This window comes from Hydrogenophaga sp. (genome assembly GCF_011390835.1).
In the GTDB taxonomy this organism is placed as follows: Bacteria; Pseudomonadota; Gammaproteobacteria; order Burkholderiales; family Burkholderiaceae_C; genus Hydrogenophaga.
Genome location: NZ_JAABRQ010000004.1, coordinates 112,993 through 132,754, shown reverse-complemented (window position 1 = coordinate 132,754; position 19,762 = coordinate 112,993). Strand labels below are relative to the sequence as shown.

Annotated in this window: 22 protein-coding genes and 1 tRNA gene; 15 read left to right on the top strand and 8 right to left on the bottom strand. The window is 65.3% G+C overall.

The annotated features are described in order from the left end of the window. Positions 1 to 81: 81 nt before the first annotated feature. The 7 genes from GPT34_RS04540 (at position 82) to GPT34_RS04510 (ending at position 6,325) form a co-directional block, all read left to right on the top strand. Complete coding sequence (locus GPT34_RS04540; RefSeq protein WP_291010065.1) at positions 82 to 552, top strand: F0F1 ATP synthase subunit B; 471 nt, start codon at positions 82 to 84, stop codon at positions 550 to 552. 46 nt (positions 553 to 598) lie between these two features. Next, complete coding sequence (locus tag GPT34_RS04535; protein ID WP_291010064.1) at positions 599 to 1,129, top strand: F0F1 ATP synthase subunit delta; 531 nt, start codon at positions 599 to 601, stop codon at positions 1,127 to 1,129. Positions 1,130 to 1,189: 60 nt separating this feature from the next. Further along, complete coding sequence (gene atpA / locus GPT34_RS04530; protein WP_291010063.1) at positions 1,190 to 2,746, top strand: F0F1 ATP synthase subunit alpha; 1,557 nt, start codon at positions 1,190 to 1,192, stop codon at positions 2,744 to 2,746. A 26-nt stretch (positions 2,747 to 2,772) separates the two neighbouring features. After that, entirely contained in the window at positions 2,773 to 3,639 is an 867-nt protein-coding gene (atpG, locus tag GPT34_RS04525; protein WP_291010062.1) for a F0F1 ATP synthase subunit gamma, read from the top strand. 44 nt (positions 3,640 to 3,683) lie between these two features. Next, positions 3,684 to 5,090, top strand: coding sequence for a F0F1 ATP synthase subunit beta (gene atpD / locus GPT34_RS04520; RefSeq protein WP_291010061.1), 1,407 nt, complete (start codon positions 3,684 to 3,686; stop codon positions 5,088 to 5,090). A gap of 120 nt (positions 5,091 to 5,210) precedes the next feature. Then, positions 5,211 to 5,627 (top strand): F0F1 ATP synthase subunit epsilon, encoded by a 417-nt coding sequence (locus GPT34_RS04515; protein ID WP_291010060.1) that lies wholly within the window; start codon positions 5,211 to 5,213, stop codon positions 5,625 to 5,627. A 119-nt stretch (positions 5,628 to 5,746) separates the two neighbouring features. Beyond that, complete coding sequence (locus GPT34_RS04510) at positions 5,747 to 6,325, top strand: cyclic nucleotide-binding domain-containing protein (RefSeq protein ID WP_291010059.1); 579 nt, start codon at positions 5,747 to 5,749, stop codon at positions 6,323 to 6,325. A 60-nt stretch (positions 6,326 to 6,385) separates the two neighbouring features. Here the strand turns inward: GPT34_RS04510 and GPT34_RS04505 are convergent, their stop codons facing one another. The 3 genes from GPT34_RS04505 to GPT34_RS04495 are packed head-to-tail and all read right to left on the bottom strand — an operon-like array spanning position 6,386 to position 8,440. Continuing rightward, a complete protein-coding gene (locus tag GPT34_RS04505; RefSeq protein WP_291010058.1) occupies positions 6,386 to 6,913 on the bottom strand; it encodes a TPM domain-containing protein in 528 nt (175 codons plus the stop codon). Positions 6,914 to 6,926: 13 nt separating this feature from the next. Then, positions 6,927 to 7,835 (bottom strand): TPM domain-containing protein, encoded by a 909-nt coding sequence (locus GPT34_RS04500; protein ID WP_291010057.1) that lies wholly within the window; start codon positions 7,833 to 7,835, stop codon positions 6,927 to 6,929. Then, positions 7,832 to 8,440 carry a LemA family protein gene (locus GPT34_RS04495; protein WP_291010056.1) on the bottom strand — a complete coding sequence of 203 codons (609 nt, stop codon included), beginning with the start codon at positions 8,438 to 8,440 and terminating at the stop codon, positions 7,832 to 7,834. The genes GPT34_RS04500 and GPT34_RS04495 overlap by 4 nt, the downstream gene beginning before the upstream one ends. Positions 8,441 to 8,565: 125 nt before the next feature. Between GPT34_RS04495 and GPT34_RS04490 the strand changes: the two genes are divergently transcribed. The 3 genes from GPT34_RS04490 to GPT34_RS04480 are packed head-to-tail and all read left to right on the top strand — an operon-like array spanning position 8,566 to position 10,633. After that, positions 8,566 to 9,003: a nuclear transport factor 2 family protein gene (locus tag GPT34_RS04490; protein ID WP_291010055.1), complete on the top strand. Its 438-nt coding sequence runs from the start codon at positions 8,566 to 8,568 to the stop codon at positions 9,001 to 9,003. Beyond that, positions 9,003 to 10,037, top strand: coding sequence for an alpha/beta fold hydrolase (locus GPT34_RS04485; RefSeq protein ID WP_291010054.1), 1,035 nt, complete (start codon positions 9,003 to 9,005; stop codon positions 10,035 to 10,037). Before GPT34_RS04490 ends, GPT34_RS04485 begins: the two co-directional genes overlap by 1 nt. Positions 10,038 to 10,048: 11 nt before the next feature. Then, the gene (locus GPT34_RS04480; RefSeq protein WP_291010053.1) at positions 10,049 to 10,633 is read left to right on the top strand and encodes a DUF2946 family protein; all 585 of its coding nucleotides are present in this window, start codon (positions 10,049 to 10,051) and stop codon (positions 10,631 to 10,633) included. A gap of 72 nt (positions 10,634 to 10,705) precedes the next feature. Here the strand turns inward: GPT34_RS04480 and GPT34_RS04475 are convergent, their stop codons facing one another. Then, on the bottom strand, positions 10,706 to 11,578 hold the full coding sequence (locus GPT34_RS04475) for a c-type cytochrome (protein WP_291010052.1): 873 nt from the start codon (positions 11,576 to 11,578) through the stop codon (positions 10,706 to 10,708). Between the two features lie 334 nt (positions 11,579 to 11,912). On the opposite strand from GPT34_RS04475, the gene GPT34_RS04470 reads away from it, so the two are divergent. Next, positions 11,913 to 11,988, top strand: a tRNA-Arg gene (locus GPT34_RS04470). Between the two features lie 210 nt (positions 11,989 to 12,198). Beyond that, entirely contained in the window at positions 12,199 to 13,209 is a 1,011-nt protein-coding gene (locus tag GPT34_RS04465; protein WP_291010051.1) for a 3'-5' exonuclease, read from the top strand. 27 nt (positions 13,210 to 13,236) lie between these two features. Here the strand turns inward: GPT34_RS04465 and GPT34_RS04460 are convergent, their stop codons facing one another. Together GPT34_RS04460 and GPT34_RS04455 are read right to left on the bottom strand one after the other, a co-directional pair. Beyond that, complete coding sequence (locus GPT34_RS04460; protein ID WP_291010050.1) at positions 13,237 to 14,112, bottom strand: DUF6544 family protein; 876 nt, start codon at positions 14,110 to 14,112, stop codon at positions 13,237 to 13,239. A 90-nt stretch (positions 14,113 to 14,202) separates the two neighbouring features. Next, positions 14,203 to 15,177, bottom strand: coding sequence for an alpha/beta hydrolase (locus tag GPT34_RS04455; protein ID WP_291010049.1), 975 nt, complete (start codon positions 15,175 to 15,177; stop codon positions 14,203 to 14,205). 481 nt (positions 15,178 to 15,658) lie between these two features. Between GPT34_RS04455 and GPT34_RS04450 the strand changes: the two genes are divergently transcribed. Beyond that, positions 15,659 to 16,213: a DUF427 domain-containing protein gene (locus tag GPT34_RS04450; protein WP_291010048.1), complete on the top strand. Its 555-nt coding sequence runs from the start codon at positions 15,659 to 15,661 to the stop codon at positions 16,211 to 16,213. On the opposite strand, the gene GPT34_RS04445 is transcribed toward GPT34_RS04450, so the two are convergent. Both GPT34_RS04445 and GPT34_RS04440 read right to left on the bottom strand, forming a co-directional pair. Further along, positions 16,202 to 17,911: a SulP family inorganic anion transporter gene (locus tag GPT34_RS04445; protein WP_291010047.1), complete on the bottom strand. Its 1,710-nt coding sequence runs from the start codon at positions 17,909 to 17,911 to the stop codon at positions 16,202 to 16,204. The genes GPT34_RS04450 and GPT34_RS04445 overlap by 12 nt on opposite strands. Before the next feature lie 23 nt (positions 17,912 to 17,934). Continuing rightward, positions 17,935 to 18,894, bottom strand: coding sequence for a LysR family transcriptional regulator (locus GPT34_RS04440; protein WP_291010046.1), 960 nt, complete (start codon positions 18,892 to 18,894; stop codon positions 17,935 to 17,937). Between the two features lie 90 nt (positions 18,895 to 18,984). On the opposite strand from GPT34_RS04440, the gene GPT34_RS04435 reads away from it, so the two are divergent. Continuing rightward, the gene (locus GPT34_RS04435; RefSeq protein WP_291010045.1) at positions 18,985 to 19,386 is read left to right on the top strand and encodes a hypothetical protein; all 402 of its coding nucleotides are present in this window, start codon (positions 18,985 to 18,987) and stop codon (positions 19,384 to 19,386) included. Further along, positions 19,386 to 19,724 carry a hypothetical protein gene (locus tag GPT34_RS04430; RefSeq protein WP_291010044.1) on the top strand — a complete coding sequence of 113 codons (339 nt, stop codon included), beginning with the start codon at positions 19,386 to 19,388 and terminating at the stop codon, positions 19,722 to 19,724. Before GPT34_RS04435 ends, GPT34_RS04430 begins: the two co-directional genes overlap by 1 nt. Positions 19,725 to 19,762 lie beyond the last annotated feature (38 nt).

Here is a 19,762-nt window from a genome sequence, read left to right as displayed (position 1 = left end):
TGACCTTGGCGACACGGCGAGCGGGTCGCTCGCCGCAGCAGGTGCGTCTCCAGTCTTGTCAACACACAGAAAGGCGTTGCGATGAACATCAATGCAACCCTCTTCGCGCAGGCCATCGTCTTTGCGATCCTGGTGTGGTTCACGATGAAATTCGTGTGGCCACCCATTGCACAGGCGCTTGATGAGCGGGCGCTGAAGATTTCCGAAGGCCTGGCGTCAGCCGAGAAGGCCAAGTCCGAGCTGGCCGTGGCCAACAAGCGGGTGGAAGAAGAGTTGAGCAAATCGCGCAACGAATCCGCCACCCGGCTGGCCGATGCGGAGCGCCGTGCGCAAACCGTGATCGAAGAGGCCAAGGCCCGCGCCACCGAAGAGGCGGCCAAGATCATGGCCAACGCACGCCAGGATGCGGAGCAACAGATCGTCAAGGCGCGCGAGTCGCTGCGAGAAGAAGTGGCTGCGTTGGCGGTCAAGGGTGCGGAGCAAATCCTCAAGCGCGAAATCAACGCGGGCGTGCACGCCGAGTTGCTGGGTCGTCTGAAGACCGAGCTCTGATTCAACCTTGTTCTGATTGAACCTTCCAGGCATTCACAGGTAGACCATGGCCGAAATTGCAACCATTGCCCGACCGTACGCTGAAGCGCTGTACCAGGCCGTCCATGCTGACGTCGCCGCTGCTTCTTCCTGGCTGGACGAGCTGGCCGCTGTGGCGTCCAACGAGCAGCTGCGCCTGTTCGCCGACAACCCGAAGTCCACGCCCGAGCAGGTGATGGGCGTGATGGGCGGCGTGCTGAAAAGCAAGCTGCCGCCCATGGCGGAGAACTTCCTGCGCACGGTGATCGACAACGGTCGCCTGGCGGCGCTGCCTGAGATTGCTCAGCAGTTCCGCGCGCTCAAGAACGCGCAGCTGGGCGCCTCTGACGCCACTGTGTACAGTGCGTTCGAGATGGACGGCGAAGCACTGGCAGGTCTCTCGGGCGTGTTGGAAAAACGGTTTGGCCGCAAGCTCAACCTGCAGGTCAAGCTGCAGCCAGAGCTGATCGGTGGAATCCGCGTGGTGGTGGGCGACGAGGTGCTCGACACCTCGGTCAAGGCCCGCCTGGATCAAATGAAAGTGGCCCTCACGGCCTGACGGCCGGTCTGCCAATCACGGGCGCGCCCTCATCCCATTTAACGAAAGAAGGAAAGAGTCATGCAACTCAATCCCGCCGAAATCTCTGAATTGATCAAGTCCCGCATCGAGGGGCTGGGTGCATCGAGCGATGTGCGCAACCAGGGCACCGTGGTGTCGGTGACCGACGGTATCGTCCGCGTGCACGGCCTGTCCGATGTGATGCAGGGCGAAATGCTGGAATTCCCCGCCAACAAGGATGGGGTGCCTTCCTTCGGCCTGGCGCTGAACCTCGAGCGCGACTCGGTGGGGTCGGTGATTCTGGGTGAGTACGAACACATCTCTGAAGGCGATACCGTCAAGTGCACGGGCCGCATTCTGGAAGTGCCGGTCGGCCCCGAGCTGATCGGTCGTGTCGTCAACGCCCTGGGTCAGCCCATCGATGGCAAAGGCCCGGTCAATGCCAAGATGACGGACGTGATCGAAAAGGTCGCACCGGGCGTGATCGCCCGCAAATCGGTGGACCAGCCAGTCCAGACCGGTCTGAAGTCAATCGACTCGATGGTGCCCGTCGGCCGTGGCCAGCGCGAGCTGATCATCGGTGACCGCCAGACCGGCAAGACCGCCGTGGCGATTGACGCCATCATCAACCAGAAGGGTCAGAGCATGACCTGCGTGTACGTCGCCATCGGCCAGAAGGCGTCGTCGATCAAGAACGTGGTGCGCGCGCTGGAGCAGGCTGGCGCCATGGAGTACACCATTGTCGTGGCCGCCTCGGCTTCCGAATCTGCCGCCATGCAGTACCTGTCGGCTTACTCCGGCTGCACCATGGGCGAGTACTTCCGCGACCGCGGCCAGGACGCCCTGATCGTGTACGACGACCTGTCCAAGCAGGCCGTGGCCTACCGCCAGGTGTCGCTGCTGCTGCGCCGCCCACCAGGCCGCGAAGCCTATCCCGGTGACGTGTTCTATCTCCACAGCCGCCTGCTGGAGCGCGCAGCCCGCGTGAACGCCGACTACGTCGAAGCCTTCACCAAGGGTGAAGTCAAGGGCCAGACCGGCTCGCTGACCGCGCTGCCCATCATTGAAACGCAGGCCGGTGACGTGTCCGCTTTCGTGCCCACCAACGTGATCTCGATCACCGACGGCCAGATCTTCCTGGAAACCAGCCTGTTCAACGCCGGTATCCGTCCTGCCATCAACGCTGGTATCTCGGTGTCGCGCGTCGGCAGTTCGGCGCAGACGAAGCTGATCAAGAACCTGTCCGGTGGTATCCGTACCGACCTGGCGCAGTACCGGGAACTGGCCGCCTTCGCCCAGTTCGCCTCCGATCTGGACGAAGCCACCCGCAAGCAGCTCGACCGTGGTGCCCGCGTGACCGAACTGCTCAAGCAGGCCCAGTACAGCCCGCAGTCGATCGCACTGATGGCCTCCACGCTGTTCGCCGTCAACAAGGGTTACCTGGACGACATCGAAATCAAGCAGGTGCTGCCTTTCGAAGCCGGTATGCACGCCCACCTGAAAGACAAGCACGCAGCCTTGTTGACCAAGCTGGAAAAGGATCGTGCCATGGACAAGGACGCGGAAGCCCAGCTGGCCGCCGCGATTGCCGAATTCAAGAAAACCGGCACGTACTGAGCCACTGACCTTCACAAGGAGCAGCTATGGCAGCAGGCAAGGAAATACGCGGCAAGATCAAATCGGTGGAGAACACCAAGAAGATCACCAAAGCCATGGAGATGGTCGCCGCCTCCAAAATGCGCAAGGCGCAGGACCGCATGCGTGCGGCCCGACCTTATGCGGAGAAGGTGCGCCAGATCACCGGCAACCTGAGCCGTGCGAACCCGGAGTACACGCACCCGTTCATGCTGAAGAACGACGCCAAGGCCGCTGGCTTTGTGGTGGTGACGACCGACAAGGGCCTGTGTGGTGGCATGAACACCAACGTGTTGCGCGCGCTGACCACCCAGTTGAAGGACCTGCAGGCCAAAGGGCAGAGCGCCGAAGCCGTGGCCATTGGCAACAAGGGTCTGGGTTTCCTCAACCGCATCGGTGCCAAGGTGCTCTCCAGCGCCACGGGTCTGGGCGACACACCGCACCTCGACAAGCTGATCGGCCCGGTGAAAACCCTGCTCGACGCCTATACCGAAGGTCGTGTCAACGCTGTCTACGTCTGCTACACGCGTTTCATCAACACGATGAAGCAGGAAGCCGTCATTGAACAGCTGCTTCCGCTCAACGCCGGCGAATTGCAGGACGACGCAGGTGGTCGCGACTGGGACTATATCTACGAACCCGACGCCGCCGCGGTCATCGACGAACTGCTGCTGCGCTACGTCGAGGCCCAGGTCTATCAGGCTGTGGCAGAAAACATGGCGTCCGAGCAGTCGGCGCGCATGGTGGCCATGAAGGCTGCCACCGACAACGCCGGCAGCGTCATCAGTGAACTCAAGCTGGTCTACAACAAGACCCGTCAGGCCGCGATCACGAAAGAACTTTCGGAAATCGTGGCGGGCGCCGCAGCCGTTTGACGTTGTCGATCAACCGTATTTAGAGAAAAGAGAAGGTTTCAATCATGGCTCAGATTCAAGGCAAGATTGTTCAGTGCATTGGCGCTGTGGTGGACGTGGAGTTTCCGCGTGACAACATGCCCCACATTTACGATGCGCTGAAAATGGAAGGTTCCGCGTTGACGCTGGAAGTGCAGCAGCAGCTCGGCGACGGCGTGGTGCGCACGATTGCGCTGGGCTCGTCCGACGGTCTGCGCCGCGGCATGGTGGTCTCCAACACCAACAACCCCATCATGGTGCCCGTGGGCAAGGCCACACTGGGTCGGATCATGGACGTGCTGGGCACGCCGATCGACGAACGTGGCCCGGTCGACCAGGCGCTGACCGCGTCCATTCACCGCAAGGCCCCGGCCTACGACGAGCTGAGCCCTTCGCAGGAGCTGCTGGAAACCGGCATCAAGGTGATTGACTTGGTGTGCCCGTTCGCCAAAGGCGGCAAGGTGGGCCTGTTCGGTGGTGCCGGTGTGGGCAAGACCGTGAACATGATGGAGCTCATCAACAACATCGCCAAGGCGCACTCGGGTTTGTCCGTGTTCGCCGGTGTGGGTGAGCGAACCCGTGAAGGCAATGACTTCTATCACGAGATGGCCGATTCCGGCGTCGTGAACCTGGAGAAGCTCGAAGAGTCCAAAGTGGCCATGGTCTATGGCCAGATGAACGAGCCTCCGGGCAACCGTCTGCGCGTGGCGTTGACTGGCCTGACCATCGCTGAGTCGTTCCGTGACGAAGGCAAGGACGTGCTGTTCTTCGTGGACAACATCTACCGTTTCACGCTGGCCGGTACCGAAGTGTCCGCACTGCTGGGCCGCATGCCATCCGCTGTGGGTTACCAGCCCACGCTGGCCGAAGAAATGGGCCGCCTGCAGGAACGGATCACGTCCACCAAGGTGGGCTCGATCACCTCGATCCAGGCCGTGTACGTGCCAGCCGATGACCTGACCGACCCGTCGCCTGCCACTACCTTCGCCCACCTGGACTCCACCGTGGTGCTGTCGCGCGACATCGCCTCGCTGGGTATCTACCCGGCCGTGGACCCGCTGGACTCCACCAGCCGCCAGCTCGATCCGTTGGTCGTGGGCCAGGAGCACTACGAAACCGCCCGCACCGTGCAGAACACGCTGCAGCGCTACAAGGAACTGCGCGACATCATCGCCATCCTGGGCATGGACGAACTGGCGCCTGAAGACAAGCTGGCCGTGGCCCGCGCGCGCAAGATCCAGCGTTTCCTGAGCCAGCCGTTCCACGTGGCCGAGGTCTTCACCGGCTCGCCTGGTAAGTACGTGCCATTGTCCGAAACCATCCGTGGCTTCAAGATGATCACCAGTGGCGAGTGCGATCACCTGCCCGAGCAGGCGTTCTACATGGTCGGCACGATCGACGAAGCCTTCGAAAAGGCCAAAAAAGTCGCCTAAAGCGGCGTACTCGGGCGCCTGGCGTTGTTGTTGTGCTCCATGTGCAAGAGCACATTTCCGTGCACCGCCTAGCCAGTCTCCCGATTACTTGCTTTCCTTCGACTTTTTACAGGAGTACTTATGAGCACCATCCGCGTCGATGTGGTCAGCGCCGAAGCATCCATCTTCTCCGGCGATGCCAAGTTTGTTGCACTGCCGGGTGAGGCGGGCGAGCTGGGCATTCTGCCGGGCCACATTCCGTTGATCACCCGCATCAAGCCGGGTGCCGTGCGCATCGAAAAGGCCGATGGCGGCGAAGAGTTCGTGTTTGTGGCCGGTGGTATTCTGGAAGTACAGCCCAACCACATCACTGTGTTGTCCGACACCGCCATCCGCGGCCACGACCTCGACGAAGCCAAGGCCACCGAAGCCCGCCGTCAGGCAGAAGAAGCGGTGAAGAACGCCGCCAGCGACATCGACCTGGCCAAGGCCACTTCGGAGCTGGCCGTGATGGCGGCGCAGATCGCAGCCTTGCGCAAGTACCGTCAGAAAAAATGACTGGCTGGCGCGCCGCCAGGAGAAAGTCCGGCCTTGTGCCGGCTTTTTTCGTTGTGGTGGAACAAACGCTGCGCGCACAATGTCTTGCAACGCTCGAACGTTCTTGCTGACCCGCCGCCATGTCCTCCATCTTTGAAAGTCCCGATCTGGCGCCTGAAGAGGTGGCCGCCCGCCTGCTGGTCACGCCCAGCGCACTCGATGACCTCACCCTGGCCGATGCCTTCAAGGTTGTGGCCTACATGCGCCCCAAGCGCATCGCGGCCGGCACTGTCTTCATTCAGGAGGGTGAGGTCAGGCAGAACGACTACATGCTGCTGGTGCTCGAAGGCGACATCGCGGTGGAGAACGAGCTGCACGGCTACCAGGAAAGCATGGTGGTCAACATCATCGGGCCAGGCCACTTGATCGGTGAAATGGGTGTGCTCGACGGGTCACCGCGGTCTGCCACCTGCACCGCCACCACCCAGATCTACGCCGCCGTGCTTTCGCGCACCGCGCTGATGCGCCTGCTCAAAGACGAGCCGCGCGTCGGCTCGCGCCTGCTGCTGGCGATATCCAAGCGCATGGCCGACCGCCTGCGCGATACCACCCGCAAGCTCAGGAGCTTCGCCCAGATGAACAAGGCGCTTCAAGAGGAGCTGCAGGTGGTCATGAACAACCGCACCCCACCGCCCAAAAACGCGCGCAAATCGGGCTGACCCGGTCCAGGTTGATCCGCCGCGAACGGCCCCGGTTTTGTGCGGTGGCGCAGCGCCGTGTCAGGCCCGAACTACGCAGTCAGGCAGCTCGTTCCTTCTCACGGCGCCTGGCTCGGCCGGGAAGTGCTGCACCAGCAGGGCCGAGACCTCTTCCAGCGCCTGGGTCAAACCGTCTTCAAACGCACCCGCCCGCAGCTGCTCCCCGAGGCGGTTCACGATGGCCTGCCATTGCGCAGGTGGCACGCGTTCGGCGAGCGCCCGGTCGGCCACGAACTCGATCGCGTGCTCGGCCAGCAGCAGGTAAATGAGCACGCCGTTGTTGTGCTCGGTGTCCCACACACCCAGCCGGCCAAACCAGCCCAGCGCGCGGTCCCGAACCACCTGAGCCAGCGGGCGCTCTGCGCCCACCCCCCAAAGCTCGCCCGGCGGCAGGCTCGCTTCCACACACAGTCGCACTTCACCAGTATGGCGCCCTTCGCTGGCGGCGACGCGCTGAGTGAGGCGTTCGGCCAAGTCGTCGGGCACCGCCCGGCGGGTGTCGCCCAGATCGAGCCACAGGTGGCGAAGCCAGCGGGAGAGGTTTAACATGCTGCGTGTCTCCTCACCATCCACCCGAGGCGCCGCCGCCGCCGAAATTCCCGCCACCGCCCGAGCTGAAGCCGCCGCCACCGCCGAAACCACCTCCACGACCGCCAAAGCCGCCACTGCCGCCCCAGTGACCGCCGCCGCGCCCGGTGCCCGACTGCACCGGCATGTGTTGCATGAACAGTGCGGCGAGCATGCCCAGCAGCCCTGCACCGATCGCAATCCACAGCACGGCGGTGAGCGCAAACGCCAGCCCGCCCGCGCCCACACCGGTTAGCACCGTGCCCAGCTTGCTGCCGAAGATGCTGCGCAGCACCGCGGCGATCATGGGCACAGCAAAGGCCAGAAAAATCAGCAGATCGACCCAGCCCAGATCACCTGCCACCTTCTGAGAGCTGTCCCCGGGCAAGGGCAGTTCTTCGCCGCGGATGCGGGCCAGGATCTGGTCCACGCCGGCCTCGATGCCGCCGGCGTAATCGCCTTGACGAAAAGCCGGTGTCACTGCTTGGTCGAGGATGCGGCGCGCGAGCAGGTCGGGAATCGCGCCCTCAAGTGTTTTGGCCGTCGCGATGCGCAGACGCCGGTCATCCTTGGCGATCACGAACAGCACGCCGTCGCCGACCTCCTTTCGACCGATCTTCCAGGCGTCACCGAGGCGCTGGGTGTAGTCGGCAATGTCTTCTGGCGCCGTGGTGGCCACCATCAACACCACCACCTGAGCGCCGCGCTCCTGCTCGAATGCCGCAAGCTTCGCTTCCAGCGAGGCGACGGAGCTGGCGTCCAGCGTGCCCGTCTGATCCATCACCCGAGCGCGCAGCTCGGGCATGGGCTGCAAGCCCTGCTGAGCAAAGGCCGCGCCACCGAGACTGAGCAGCAGCGCCAGCGCGCCGAGCGCGCACCGGCGCCAGAGCGCGCACCAGTTCATTGTTTGTTGAAGTCCACCGCAGGCGGTGCAGAAATGGCAGCCTCGTTCTCGACCTGGAAACTGGCCTTGGCCGGATAGCTGAACACCATGGCCGTCAGGTTGGTCGGGAAGCTGCGTTGTAGCACGTTGTATTCCTGGATGGTCTGGATGTAGCGGTTGCGCGCCACGGTGATTCGGTTCTCCGTGCCTTCGAGCTGTACCCGCAGATCACTGAAGCCCTGGTTGGCCTTCAGATTGGGGTACTGCTCCACCACCACCATCAGGCGGCTGAGCGCGCTGCTCACCTCGCCCTGCGCGGCCTGAAACTTCTGCATCGCGGCCGGGTCGTTGACCATCTCGGGCGTCATCTGGATTGAGGTCGCCTTGGAGCGCGCCTCGATCACCTTGGTGAGCGTCTCCTGCTCAAAATTGGCTTCGCCCTTGACGGTGGCGACGATGTTGGGGATCAGGTCAGCGCGTCGCTGGTACTGGTTGAGCACTTCGGCCCACGCCGACTTGCTCTGCTCGTCAAGACGCTGGAAATCGTTGTAGCCGCATCCGCTGATGCTGGTGGCCAGCAACACAGCGCCGGCCCAGGCGAGCAAGCGGGGAAGGGGGTTGCGCATGGGGGGTCCTCCGTGGCCTTGGCGGCCGGTCTATCGGTTCAAACCGGTTGAGAAAGCAATCCTTTGGCACTATACCCGTCTGCGTTGGCACCAGGCCGGGAGCATCGCGCGGCAAAATAGCAGGCATGCACAAACCCAAGCTCCCACCGGGCACACCCGACGACACCGAAGCCGCGTTTTACGATGCCTTGCAACACGCCGACATCGACCGACTCATGTCCTGCTGGGCCGACGAAGACGATGTGCTCTGCGTTCATCCGGGCGGGCCGCGCCTGCTGGGCCACGCGGCCATCCGCTCCGCCTTCGAGGCCATGTTCGCCAATGGCAGCGTGCAGGCAGTCCCGGAAAAGGTGCGCCGGCTCGATGCCGGCGCCAGCAGCGTGCACAGCGTGGTTGAGCGGGTTGAGGTGCTGGGGGACGACGGCATGCAGCACGCCTGGGTGGTGGCGACCAACGTCTACGCCAAGACGCCGCAAGGCTGGCGCATGGTGGCGCACCACGCCAGCCCCGGCCTGCCCAGCGAACCGGCCGACGCGCCCTCGTCGCGTCCTGTGCTGCATTGATGGCCGGCTCGGCGGTGTTGTCCGTGCCGGACGGGGTGTCGCCTGGCATCGACTACCGGGCGCCGCGCTGGCTGCCCGGGGGCAACGCCCAGACCATCTGGGCCGCGCTGGCCGCCCGCCGCCACTTCGGTGCGCCGCCGAGGTGGCAGCGCAGCCGCTGGTCCACGCCCGATGGCGACTTCATCGATGTGGATCAGGCCCAGCATCCGAGCGATGCGAAGGCACCGCTGCTGGTGCTGTTTCACGGCCTGGAAGGCTCGTCGGGCAGCCACTACGCCATGGCCTTTGCTGACTTTGCCGCAGCCCATGGCCTGGCGTTTGCCGTGCCGCATTTTCGCGGCTGCTCGGGCGAGCTCAACCACGCGCCGCGCGCCTATCACTCAGGCGATTTTCACGAGATCGACTGGGTGCTGCGCCGCTTTGCCGCCGAGCACGCGGGCCGCCCGCTGATCGCGGTAGGCGTTTCGCTGGGTGGCAATGCGCTGCTGCGCTGGGCGGGCGAAATGGGGACCACGGCCGCCGACACCGTGCGCGCGGTGGCCGCCGTGTGTTCGCCGCTGGACCTTGCGGCCGGCGGTCACGCCATCGGGCGCGGCTTCAACCGGCTGGTGTATACGCGCATGTTTCTCGCCACCATGGTGCCCAAGGCGCTGCGAAAACTGGATCAGCACCCCGGCCTGTTCGACCGCGAAGCGCTGCTCGCCGCACGCGATCTCTATGCTTTTGACAACCTGTTCACCGCACCCCTGCACGGCTTTCGCGACACCGACGACTACTGGGCGCGCGCCTCCGCCAAGCCGGTGATGGGCGACATCCGTGTGCCGGCGTTGGCCCTCAATGCCCTCAATGATCCGTTTGTGCCCGCAGCGTCTCTGCCCACGGCGCGCGAGGTCAGTGCCAACGTCACCCTCTGGCACCCGGCGCAGGGTGGCCACGTGGGCTTTCCCACCGCCAGTCGAGGTGTGCTGGGTTTGCCCGGGCATGTGCGCACCATGCCTGAAGCCGTAGGGCAATGGCTGCTGGCGCATGCGTGATACAAGAGTCCATGGACGATCTGGTCAAAGCCGCTCTCGCCAAATGGCCCAACGTGCCGCACTGCTTCGGCTGGCTGGGGCTCGATGCCCGCGGTAACTGGTACATGCGCGATGACAGCACCCAGGCGGCCGGCCCCTTTGCGCTGGAGCCAGGCGAAACCGGCCAGGCCAGCAAAGGCTCGCTGCTGCGACACGACAAGCTGATCGATTTCATCCACCGCAATTGCGCCGCCGACGAGCAAGGCCAATGGTTTTTCCAGAACGGACCCCAGCGGGTGTACCTGGAGCTGGAAGCCACGCCTTTTGTCTGGCGCCTGCAGCCCGATGGGCGGGTGCTCGCCCACACCGGCGCGGACGCGGGCCCGGTGCAGCGCTGCCTGCTCGACGAACTGGGGCGGCTGTACCTGGTGACCGCGCTCGGCCTGGGTCTGGTGCACACCAGCGACATGGCGCTCGCCGCCGATGCGGTGGAGCGCGGCAACTGGGCGCCGCAAGACGTGTGGTCGAAGCAGCTGCCTGCCGAGTTCGGCTTTGTGCGCAGCCCGCAGCGCCTGCACACGGCGCGGCAGCCCAGTCCGTCGGCGAAGCCTCACTGATCGCCCCTGTTTCAAGCGGGCAGATAAAAAAGCCGGTCATTGACCGGCTTGTTCGTGCGCGAGGCGCCTGGCTTACTTGAGCTGGGCCAGCATGTATTCCACGGCGGCCCTGATCTCGGCGTCCGAGGCGGCCGAGCCACCGCGGGGAGGCATCGCACCCTTGCCTTTGAGCACGCTGGCGGTCAGCGCTTCCACGCCATTGCCCACGCGCGGTCCCCAGGCAGCTTTGTCCCCCGACTTCGGTGCCCCAGCGATCCCGGCAGCGTGGCACACGGTACAGGCTTGCTTGTACAGCGCTTCACCAGCGCCAGCGGCCACGGTCATGGGGGCTGCAGCCGGTGCAGCGGCTGCAGCAGGCGCAGCGGCCACCACCTCGGCAGCAACCGTCGGAGCAGGTGCAGGTGCTGCCGCCACTTCAGCGGCAGGTGCTGGCGCGGCGGCGCCTTCGGCTGCGGGTGCAGCCGGCACTTCGAACTTGGCACCGGCGGCATTGGCCATGTGCACCACCGCACGACCGATCTCCACGTCGCTGTAGGCGCCACCACCCTGAGCACCCATGGCGCCCTTGCCCTTGAGGGCAGAGTTCAGGAGGGCTTCGTATCCGGTAGCGATGCGAGGCGCCCAGGCGGCGGCGTCACCCGACTTGGGCGCACCCACCAGTCCGGCAGCGTGGCAGGCCGTGCATTGAGCGGCGTAGACGGCTTCGCCAGAGGCCAGCGGCCGGTTGGCGTCGCGCAACTCCACGGTGCCGATGCGCTGGATGCGCTGCGCCGTGGCCAGCTCGACATCCACCGCGCCAGCGGCGGGCTTGTTGCCGGAGGTCACGAAATACACCAAGCCGATGATGATGAAAATCGGCGCCACGAAGAAAAAGAACGACGTCCAGAGCAACTGGGCAGGCGTCTTGATGGGGCCGGTGTGGTCTTCGTGCGCGTGGTCGCTCATGGTTTCCTCAAAGATAGCGGAATAGGGCCCTCAGGGCCACAGTGGCCGGCCGCGAATTCACACACGCGGCGGGCAGCCGCTGATTATACCGAGCGCCCTCTTGCAGGCGGCTTGCAAGACCCCTGACTGTTAGAATTCGGCCGTTCGCGCCCACGCTCGGTGGGCAGCGCAGAAGTCTCCAAGGGCTATAGTCGCCCGGGGCACATCGCCACTTTTTGACGATGGGTCTTCTTACAGCATGCGGCTGTAGCTCAGTGGATAGAGTATTGGCCTCCGAAGGTTGTCGTCATTGGCCAGGCGACCTCCAGATAGACTATTGGTCTCCAGACAGCATGCGGCTGTAGCTCAGTGGATAGAGTATCGGCCTCCGAAGCCGAGGGTCGTGGGTTCGATCCCCGCCAGCCGCACCAACATCAACGACTTGCGTGGGTTTCCCGTGGCCCGCACCACAGTCCAGTCCTTTCCCCAGCAGCCACATCAGTGTGACGTTTGGGCCGCACCAGGTCCAAGACCAATGATCCGTGGAGAGGCTGACCGTCTGGCGCACGCGTGGCCCATCTGATCTCCTTGCCTGTTGCTGGACGGCGCTCGCCAGGTGTCAGGGCTGGTAGCCTTGACGCATGACGCAGTTCAGTTTGGAATTCGATTCCCCCCAGCCGGTAGAGCCGCCGACCCCAGCGAAAGAAGAGGCCGCTCCCCAAGCGCCGAACTGGGATCAAATGGCGCGCCTGCTGGCGCAACACGCCGACTACCGGGTCCTTCGACGACTGGTGCCTTGTCTGGACTACGGCCCTAAGTCGCACATTCCGGAAACAGGCGAGGATGACAGCCGTGTGCAGCATGTGCTGGTCCTTGACACCGAAACCACCGGGCTCTCGCACCAGGCAGACAAGATCATCGAGCTGGCGATGCTGCTGGTGGCGGTGGACTCGGCAACCGGGCTGCCCTTCGGGCCGGTCGACATCTTTGAAGGATTCGAAGACCCTGGTATGCCCATTCCGCCCGTGGCGCAGGAGATCACAGGCATCAGCGATGAGATGGTCCGAGGTCAGCGCCTAGATGACGCCACGGTGGCAGCCATGGTGGCGAGAGCCAATCTGATCGTCGCGCACAACGCCGGGTTTGACCGGCCCTTTGTGGAGGCGCGCTTTCCCGGCTTTGCGGCCAAACCATGGGCTTGCTCATTTGCGGATATCGACTGGAAGGCCGCCGGCGCAGGCTCGTCCAAGCTGAGTGCGCTGGCCAACGATCAAGGCTGGTTTTACGACGCGCACCGCGCACAGGTGGATTGCCACGCCTTGCTGCAGGTCTTGACGCAGCCTGTGGGTGACAGCGGCACCACCGGCCTGAGCCAGTTGATCCATGCCGCAGCCCAGCCCAGCTACCAGGTTCGCGCGACCGGTTCACCGTTTGAGACCAAAGACAAGCTCAAGGCCCGGGGCTACCGCTGGGATGCCGACGCCAAGGTCTGGTCTTGCCGCGTGGTCAGCGAGCCCTTGCTGGATGAAGAACTCGCCTGGCTCAAGGAAGCGGTTTATGGGAATCGTCGAGCGCAAGCCGAGGTGGAGGCACTCGATGGCCTCACACGCTATTCCCTCAGGGGCGGCACCGCACGGGTCGCAAACGCTTAGTGTCGATCCTCGTTCCGCAAGAATCCGCTACGGCCTGCTCGCCAGCTCGTAGCGCAGCGAGGTGATCATGCCGCGCCAGTAGGGCTTGCGCCCTCCCAGCTCGGCTGGCAGCAGCCAGGCCACCTCCCCGCGCATGGGCACGCGCATGCCGCCCGATTCCTGAAAGTCGAACCAGCGTCCTTCCCAGGGTCGCATGACGATCTGGCCGCTTTCGGTGCGGCCCCGTGCCTCGGCGCGCACCGACTCCATCAGGCCGTCCTCGGTGAAGGCAAAGCTCAGCGTCAACGTCAGCGGGCCGTCGCTCATCGTGGCCTTGGCCGAGCGGTCATCGACCGCTGTCCATTGAACGCCCTGGCTGGGCAGCAGGGCGGTGGGGTACCAGGCGGCTTCAGCGAAGAAGCGCATGAGCTCGCCTTGCGCCACGTCGCCACCTCCGCGCAACTCCATGAGGGTGAACGCGCCGAGTAGGGATGGGCGCAGCAGGCCTTCGCCGGCCACATAGGCATCGTGCACCCGCATGCTCAGGCCGGGCAGCAGGCGCATGTCGCCATCCCACACGAAGCCAGGTCGCTGCGTCACCACGCGCTGGCGCGAGGTGAAGGGAATCCAGCGGTCGGTGGTCTCGCCCATGTTGAAGTGACCCGCGTGGTCGACCGACACCGCGGCAACGATGGGCGCGCCGTCGCGCAGCACGGTGCGGAAGTAGCGCTGCACCACCGGCGGCAGGCCATCGAGCTCGCGCGCATCAAAGGTGATGGTCTTGTGTTCAGCGCGCGCGGCCTCCAGGCGCGCGAACACGTCTTGCGTCAGACCGTCCCAGCGCCAGCGCCCGAAGGCGACCAGCGCGGCCAGTGCCAGCGCGAGCAGCAGCACGATCACCAGGGCCGTCTTCATCAGCGTCATGGGTCGACCTCCTTGGGATGATTCGCAGCGCTATTCCGAACAAGCACGGCACCGCGCAGCCTTTGCGGAAAACCGTGTGCGAAGGGAAAGTCAGTTGGTGTCACGCGAAAGTTCGCCGTTCAACAGGTCCAAGATGGCGGTGCGCACCGTCTCTTCTTGCCCCACCAGCAGGTGGCCACCTTGATCGAAGCCGAGAAAGCGCGCGCCGTTGATGTGCCGGGCGGTGTATTCGGCGGCGGCGTAGGTACCGAAGCCATCGTCGCTCGCACTCACCACCAGCGTGGGCGCCTGGATGGCGGCGAGCTCATAGGGTCCCAGGCTTTTGCCCAGGCGGGTATCGTCGCGCAACCCTGCGGCGCGAAGCGACACCGGAAGAATGCGGTCGGCCAGGTCGTTGACCCGCGCCTGCTCCTTGGGGCTGGCTGCGGCAATCAGTTCGGGTGGCGTGGCCAGGACATGCCGAAACAGCTGATCGCGGGCCAGTTGCAGCCCGGTCCAGAACAGGAAGTCCGAACCCAGCAGCCGCAGCAGCCATGCGTCCTTCGCGTCTGACACTGGCGGCGCGGAGTCGGTCACCGTGCCGGGCTTCCAGGCGATGGGCACCACCAGCACCAGCCCGCTGATCCGGTCCGGGTGTCGGATGGCGGTTTGCATCGCCGACGGACCGCCGGCCGAGACGCCCATCACCGCCGCGCGCGCGATGCCCAGCGCGTCCATCAGGCAGACGTGTGCATCGGCCTGTGCCTCGGGCGAGGCATCGGCAGGCCGGGGCGTGCGGAGATAGCCGAAGCGCGACATCGCAATCACCCGCACACCCTCTTGTGCCAGCGGCCGCGCCCACGCCATGCCCTGGTCATGTCCACCGCCGCTGCCATGGATGATCAGCAAAGGAACGCCTTGCCCCGCAGCCTGAAACTCGATCGGCCCGCAGTCGGTGTCCACCACCTGGCCTCCAACCGAAGAATACGCGGTGGCGCGTTTGATGTCTTGCTGGAAATGCCAGCCTATCCACCGGCAAGCAACCAGCAGGCCCAAAGCAACGGAGGCCCAAGCGGGCGTTTTCATTGAATGGTTCCCCGCGCGACGATGCGGTCATCCCGCAACTTGAAGCAGCCGTTCAGGCGCACGGTGCTGCTCACCTCCACGCGCACCAACCCCTGTCGAAAGAGAGCCAGTGCAATGTCGGCGCCGGGTGCGGAAGTGGGCTGCGCGACAACGTGTTCATGAGTGGCCTTTCGTGTGGTTCTGGCCGGTCAGCCAGTGGCCGCGCGTCTCGACACGCTTTGTAGGCCTGACGCGCGGCACTGCAGACAGCGCAGAACTATTGTTGACGCTCGCCTGCGTTCATCGCTTGATCCGTGTCAAACCGACCCGGAGCCGAGGTTAAAGGGCGCGCGTCTGAGGCTGTACCAGTCGGCCGTATGGCGCAGACAACGGGGCTTTGACCCGCAGGCCTTCCCAGATCGCCGATCCGGGGCAACATGCGAAGACCGAGCATCAGGGCGTGTCCGCACAGCCCGCATGTGCCACCAGGACGAACACCACCATGAACCCTTCAGCGCAAGACATTGCCCGCGCCCGTAGCCAGTGGGTCTGGCGCGGCCAGGCGCGGCCACCGTTTGCCGTGGTGCCTGCACCGGGACAAACCTCCGTGTGGGACTTCCCGCGCCCGCCAGCCCTGGAGGCCGATGCGCGCGAAGTGGTGGTGCACTGGAACGGCGTGCTGCTGGCGCGCACGTGCGGCGCGATCCGCCTGCTCGAAACGGCGCACCCGCCGTGTTTTTACTTGCCCTGGACCGATGTGGACCGCTCGCTGCTGCAACCCGCCGGCGGTGGCTCGTTCTGCGAATGGAAGGGACCCGCTTGCTACTGGTCGCTGGTGCGCGGCGAGCATCGCCTGGAGCGCATTGGCTGGAGCTACCCTGAACCTCTGACCGGGGCGCAGGCCATCGCCGACTGCGTGGCGTTCTACGCCCAGGGGCTGGACTGCACCGTGGGCGGCGAGCCCGTCACGCCGCAGCCCGGCGGCTTCTATGGCGGCTGGGTCACGCCCGAACTGGTCGGGCCGTTCAAGGGCGGCCCTGGCAGCTCAGGCTGGTGAGGCGGAGGACGCAGGTTCAGGCTGGCCACCCGGCTCTGCGCTGGCTTCTTCCCACGCGGTCTGCAGCGCCTCGGCTTCGGTCCGGTACAGCCGCAGCCGCGGGTCTTCTGCCAGGTGCCCGGCCGCCTTGAGCAGGCGCTCAACCGGCAGCTTCAGGCCCACCAGGTGCAGCGTGATGTCTTGCGCCAGCAGCTGGGCGCGAAGCGTGCCGAAGACTTCGACGCCGGTGGCGTCGATCCAGTTGATGGGGTGGGCGATCAGCAGCACGTGACGGGTGTCGGGGTGGCGAACAATGTGCAGCGTGATGGTGCGCTCCAGGTCGTTGGCGGTGGCGAAGTCGAGGGCGGCATCCATGCGCACGGCGTAGGTGTGAGGCCCAAGCAACGGCAGGTTCCACAGGTGGCGGTCGCGCAGGCTGCCGTCCGGGTGCAGGCCCACTTCGATGATGCGCGGGTGCAGTCGCATGAACAAAAAGTGGCTGAGTGCCATGACGACGCCGGTGAGCACGCCCCAGTACAGGCGCGGCGCCGACAGCACTGTCACCGCCAGCGTGACCACGGCGATGCCGGCCTCCACCCGCGAGACCTTCCACACCCGAACAAAGTCGCGCGGCGCGATCAGGCCCTGCACGGCCACCACCACGATTGCCGCCAGCACCGCCATGGGCACATGGTGCAGCGCGGGCGTGAACATCAGCGCCAGGCCTACCAGGGCGACCGAGAACACCACCGACCAGCCGGTGCGCGCACCGGCGAAGCGGTTGAGCGCCGAGCGGGAAAACGAGGTGCTGGTGGGAAAGGCGCCACTGAGGCCGGCGGCGATTTTGCCCAGGCCGTGGCCGATCAGATCTTGTTCGCGGTCCCAGCGCTGGCCTTGCTCGCGGGTGTCGATCCGCGCGCTGGACGCGGTTTCCAGAAAACTTACCAGGGTGATGACCAGCGTGGGCAGGATCAGCTGGCCCAGCGTGTCCCAGCCGGGCCAGGCGGGCAGTGCCAGCCCGGGCAGGCCCTGGGGCAGGTCACCAATGACGGCGCCGCCGCCAGCCTCGAAACCGATCACGGCACTGAGTGCCGAACTCGCCACCACCAGCACCAGCACCATCGGAAAGCCCTTGGGCAGCAGGCGCGCCAGCAGCAGCGCGGCGGTGGCGCCCAGACCAAACGCCAGCGTCGGCGCGTGGATGCTGGGTTGCGCGATGAAGCCGGCCCAGCCGTCCGGCAGGCCAAGCAGCGCGGGCAGCTGTGAGCCGATGATGAGCAGCGCAGCACCCTGGGTGAAGGCCATGAGCACCGGCGCGTTCACCAGGCTGAGCAGCCAGCCTGAGCGCAGGTAGCCCAGCGCGATCTGCAGCAGCCCGGACAGCAGCGCCAGCCACATCGCCAGCTCGATCCAGCGCGCGCTCCCCGGCTCGGCCAGCCCGGTGAGCGAGGCACTCACCAGCAGGCAGGTCAGCGCAGTGGGGCCGACCGACAGGCGCGGCGAGGCGCTGAACAGCACCGCGATCAGTGCCGGCAGCATGGACGCGTAGATGCCGGTGATCAGCGGCATGCCGGCCAGGCTGGCGTAGGCAATGCCTTGCGGCACCACCATCAGGCCGACCGTCACGCCGGCCATGGCCTCGCTGCGCAGCAGCGGCAGGTCGGGCCGTGGCCAGCTCAGGAACGGCAACCAGCGCTGCAGGCGATCAGATCGGGACATGGCGCGATGCTAACCCTGCGGCTTCACGCCTTGCTCACCGGCGCCTTGACCGCGTGCGCCAGCGCGGGCCCTATGGCCTGCATCACCACCTTGATGCGCATGGTCTGGCTCAGCTCCTTGTGGGTGATGACCCACAGCGGCGTGCGCAGCTCGGGAATGGCGGCAGACAACGGCTGCAGCTCAGGGCAGCTGTGTTCCAGAAAGGCGGGCAAGAGTGCAATGCCCAGCCCGGCGCGCAGCATCGCCAGCGCGTGCTCGAAGCTGTCGACCCGCAAGGTCACCGAGCTGTCGGGCACGTGGTCGAGCAGCCATCGGTCGAACTTGAGCTCGCGCGCGTCGCTCTCGAAGGCGATCCAGCGCTTCTGTCTGGCCAGCGCCTGGTGGGTCTGCAGTCTCGGCTTGAGGCCATCGCGCCGGAGGCCGTAGACCTTGAAGTCGAGCTGGGCTAGCTGGCGGCCGACCAGCCAGTCGGGCACGCGGTCGCTGATGCGAAACGCCACGTCGGCCTCGCGCCGCGTCAGGCTGACCAGGTTGCGGGTGGATAGCAGCTCCAGCGTGACCTCGGGAAACGCGGTCGAAAACTGACCCAGTACCGGCGGCAGCGCATGCCCCACCAGCACGCCCGCGGCGGTGATGCGCACATGGCCGCTGGGCCGCAGGTCCTGGCCGATCACCTTCATCTCGGCCTGGCGCGCCAGCGGCGCCATGCTGCGCGCCGCGCCAATGAGCTCGTCGCCAGCCGCGGTGGGCGTGTAGTGGCCGCGAGCTCGGTCAAACAGGCGCGCCTTGAGGCGCGATTCGATGGCCGCCAGCTTGCGCAGCAGGGTCACATGGGACATCGCCAGCGCTTCGGCTGCGCGCGACAGCTGGCCCACCTGTGCCACCACCATCACGACCTCAAAGTCGCTCCAGCCCAGCAGGCTTCGTGCACCGGTCGCCGTGTCGCGCGAGCCGGGGGGGTGGTCAGGGGTTTTGGATTTCATTTCTGAAAATTTGATTTCGCGATAGTGTTATTGGATTATCAGAGATGAAGTTTTACCATGACCTGATTCATTCACCATTGAGGAGTTGCCATGGAACGCATCAGCCATTGGCTGGCTTGGGGTGCCGTCGCCGTTACGGTGCTGTTTGCCGGGCTGAACTGGTCGGCCTTGCTGGCCGACACCCGCATCAATCTGTTGGTGGCCGACATTCAGGCGCCCATGGGGCTGATCCTGCTCGGCCTAACCGGCATCTTCGTGGCCTTGTTTTTCATCGCCACGCTGTACAGCCGCATCACCGGCTTGATTGAAGCCCGCTGGCTGCACAAGGAGTTGCGGGACGCCAAGGCCCTGGCCGAGAAGGCCGAAGGCTCGCGCCTGGATGGACTGCAACACACCCTGCTGACGGAGTTCCGCCTGCTGCACGAGCGCCTCAACAAGATGGAGCAGGCGCGGGTGGACCAGGCGCCGCTGGTCAAGCTGGACCAGACCTGATGGCGGCATTCCAGCAGCGTCCTCGCACTCCCACACCGCCTCCCGGCGCTCGCAGCGGCCATCTGATGGTGTCCGAGACCGATACCCGCCACGAACGCGAGCTCGACAGCCGGGATCTGGACTTGCTAGACGAGATGGCCCGCCGCATCACCGAGATCGACAACAGCTACCGTGCCGTGGCCGAAAAAGTGGGGCAGCTCTACATGCGCGCCGATGAAGCGGGCCTGGAGCAGCTGACGGAGATGCTGGACAAGCCGATGCGCAATGCCTCGGACAACCAGCAGTCTTTCGCCGCACTGTTGCTTGAAGTCCGGCAGGCAGGCCAGGGCAGCCGCTGAGCGCGCGCACGCTCGCCTCTGGCCCCGCCCGTTTGTGG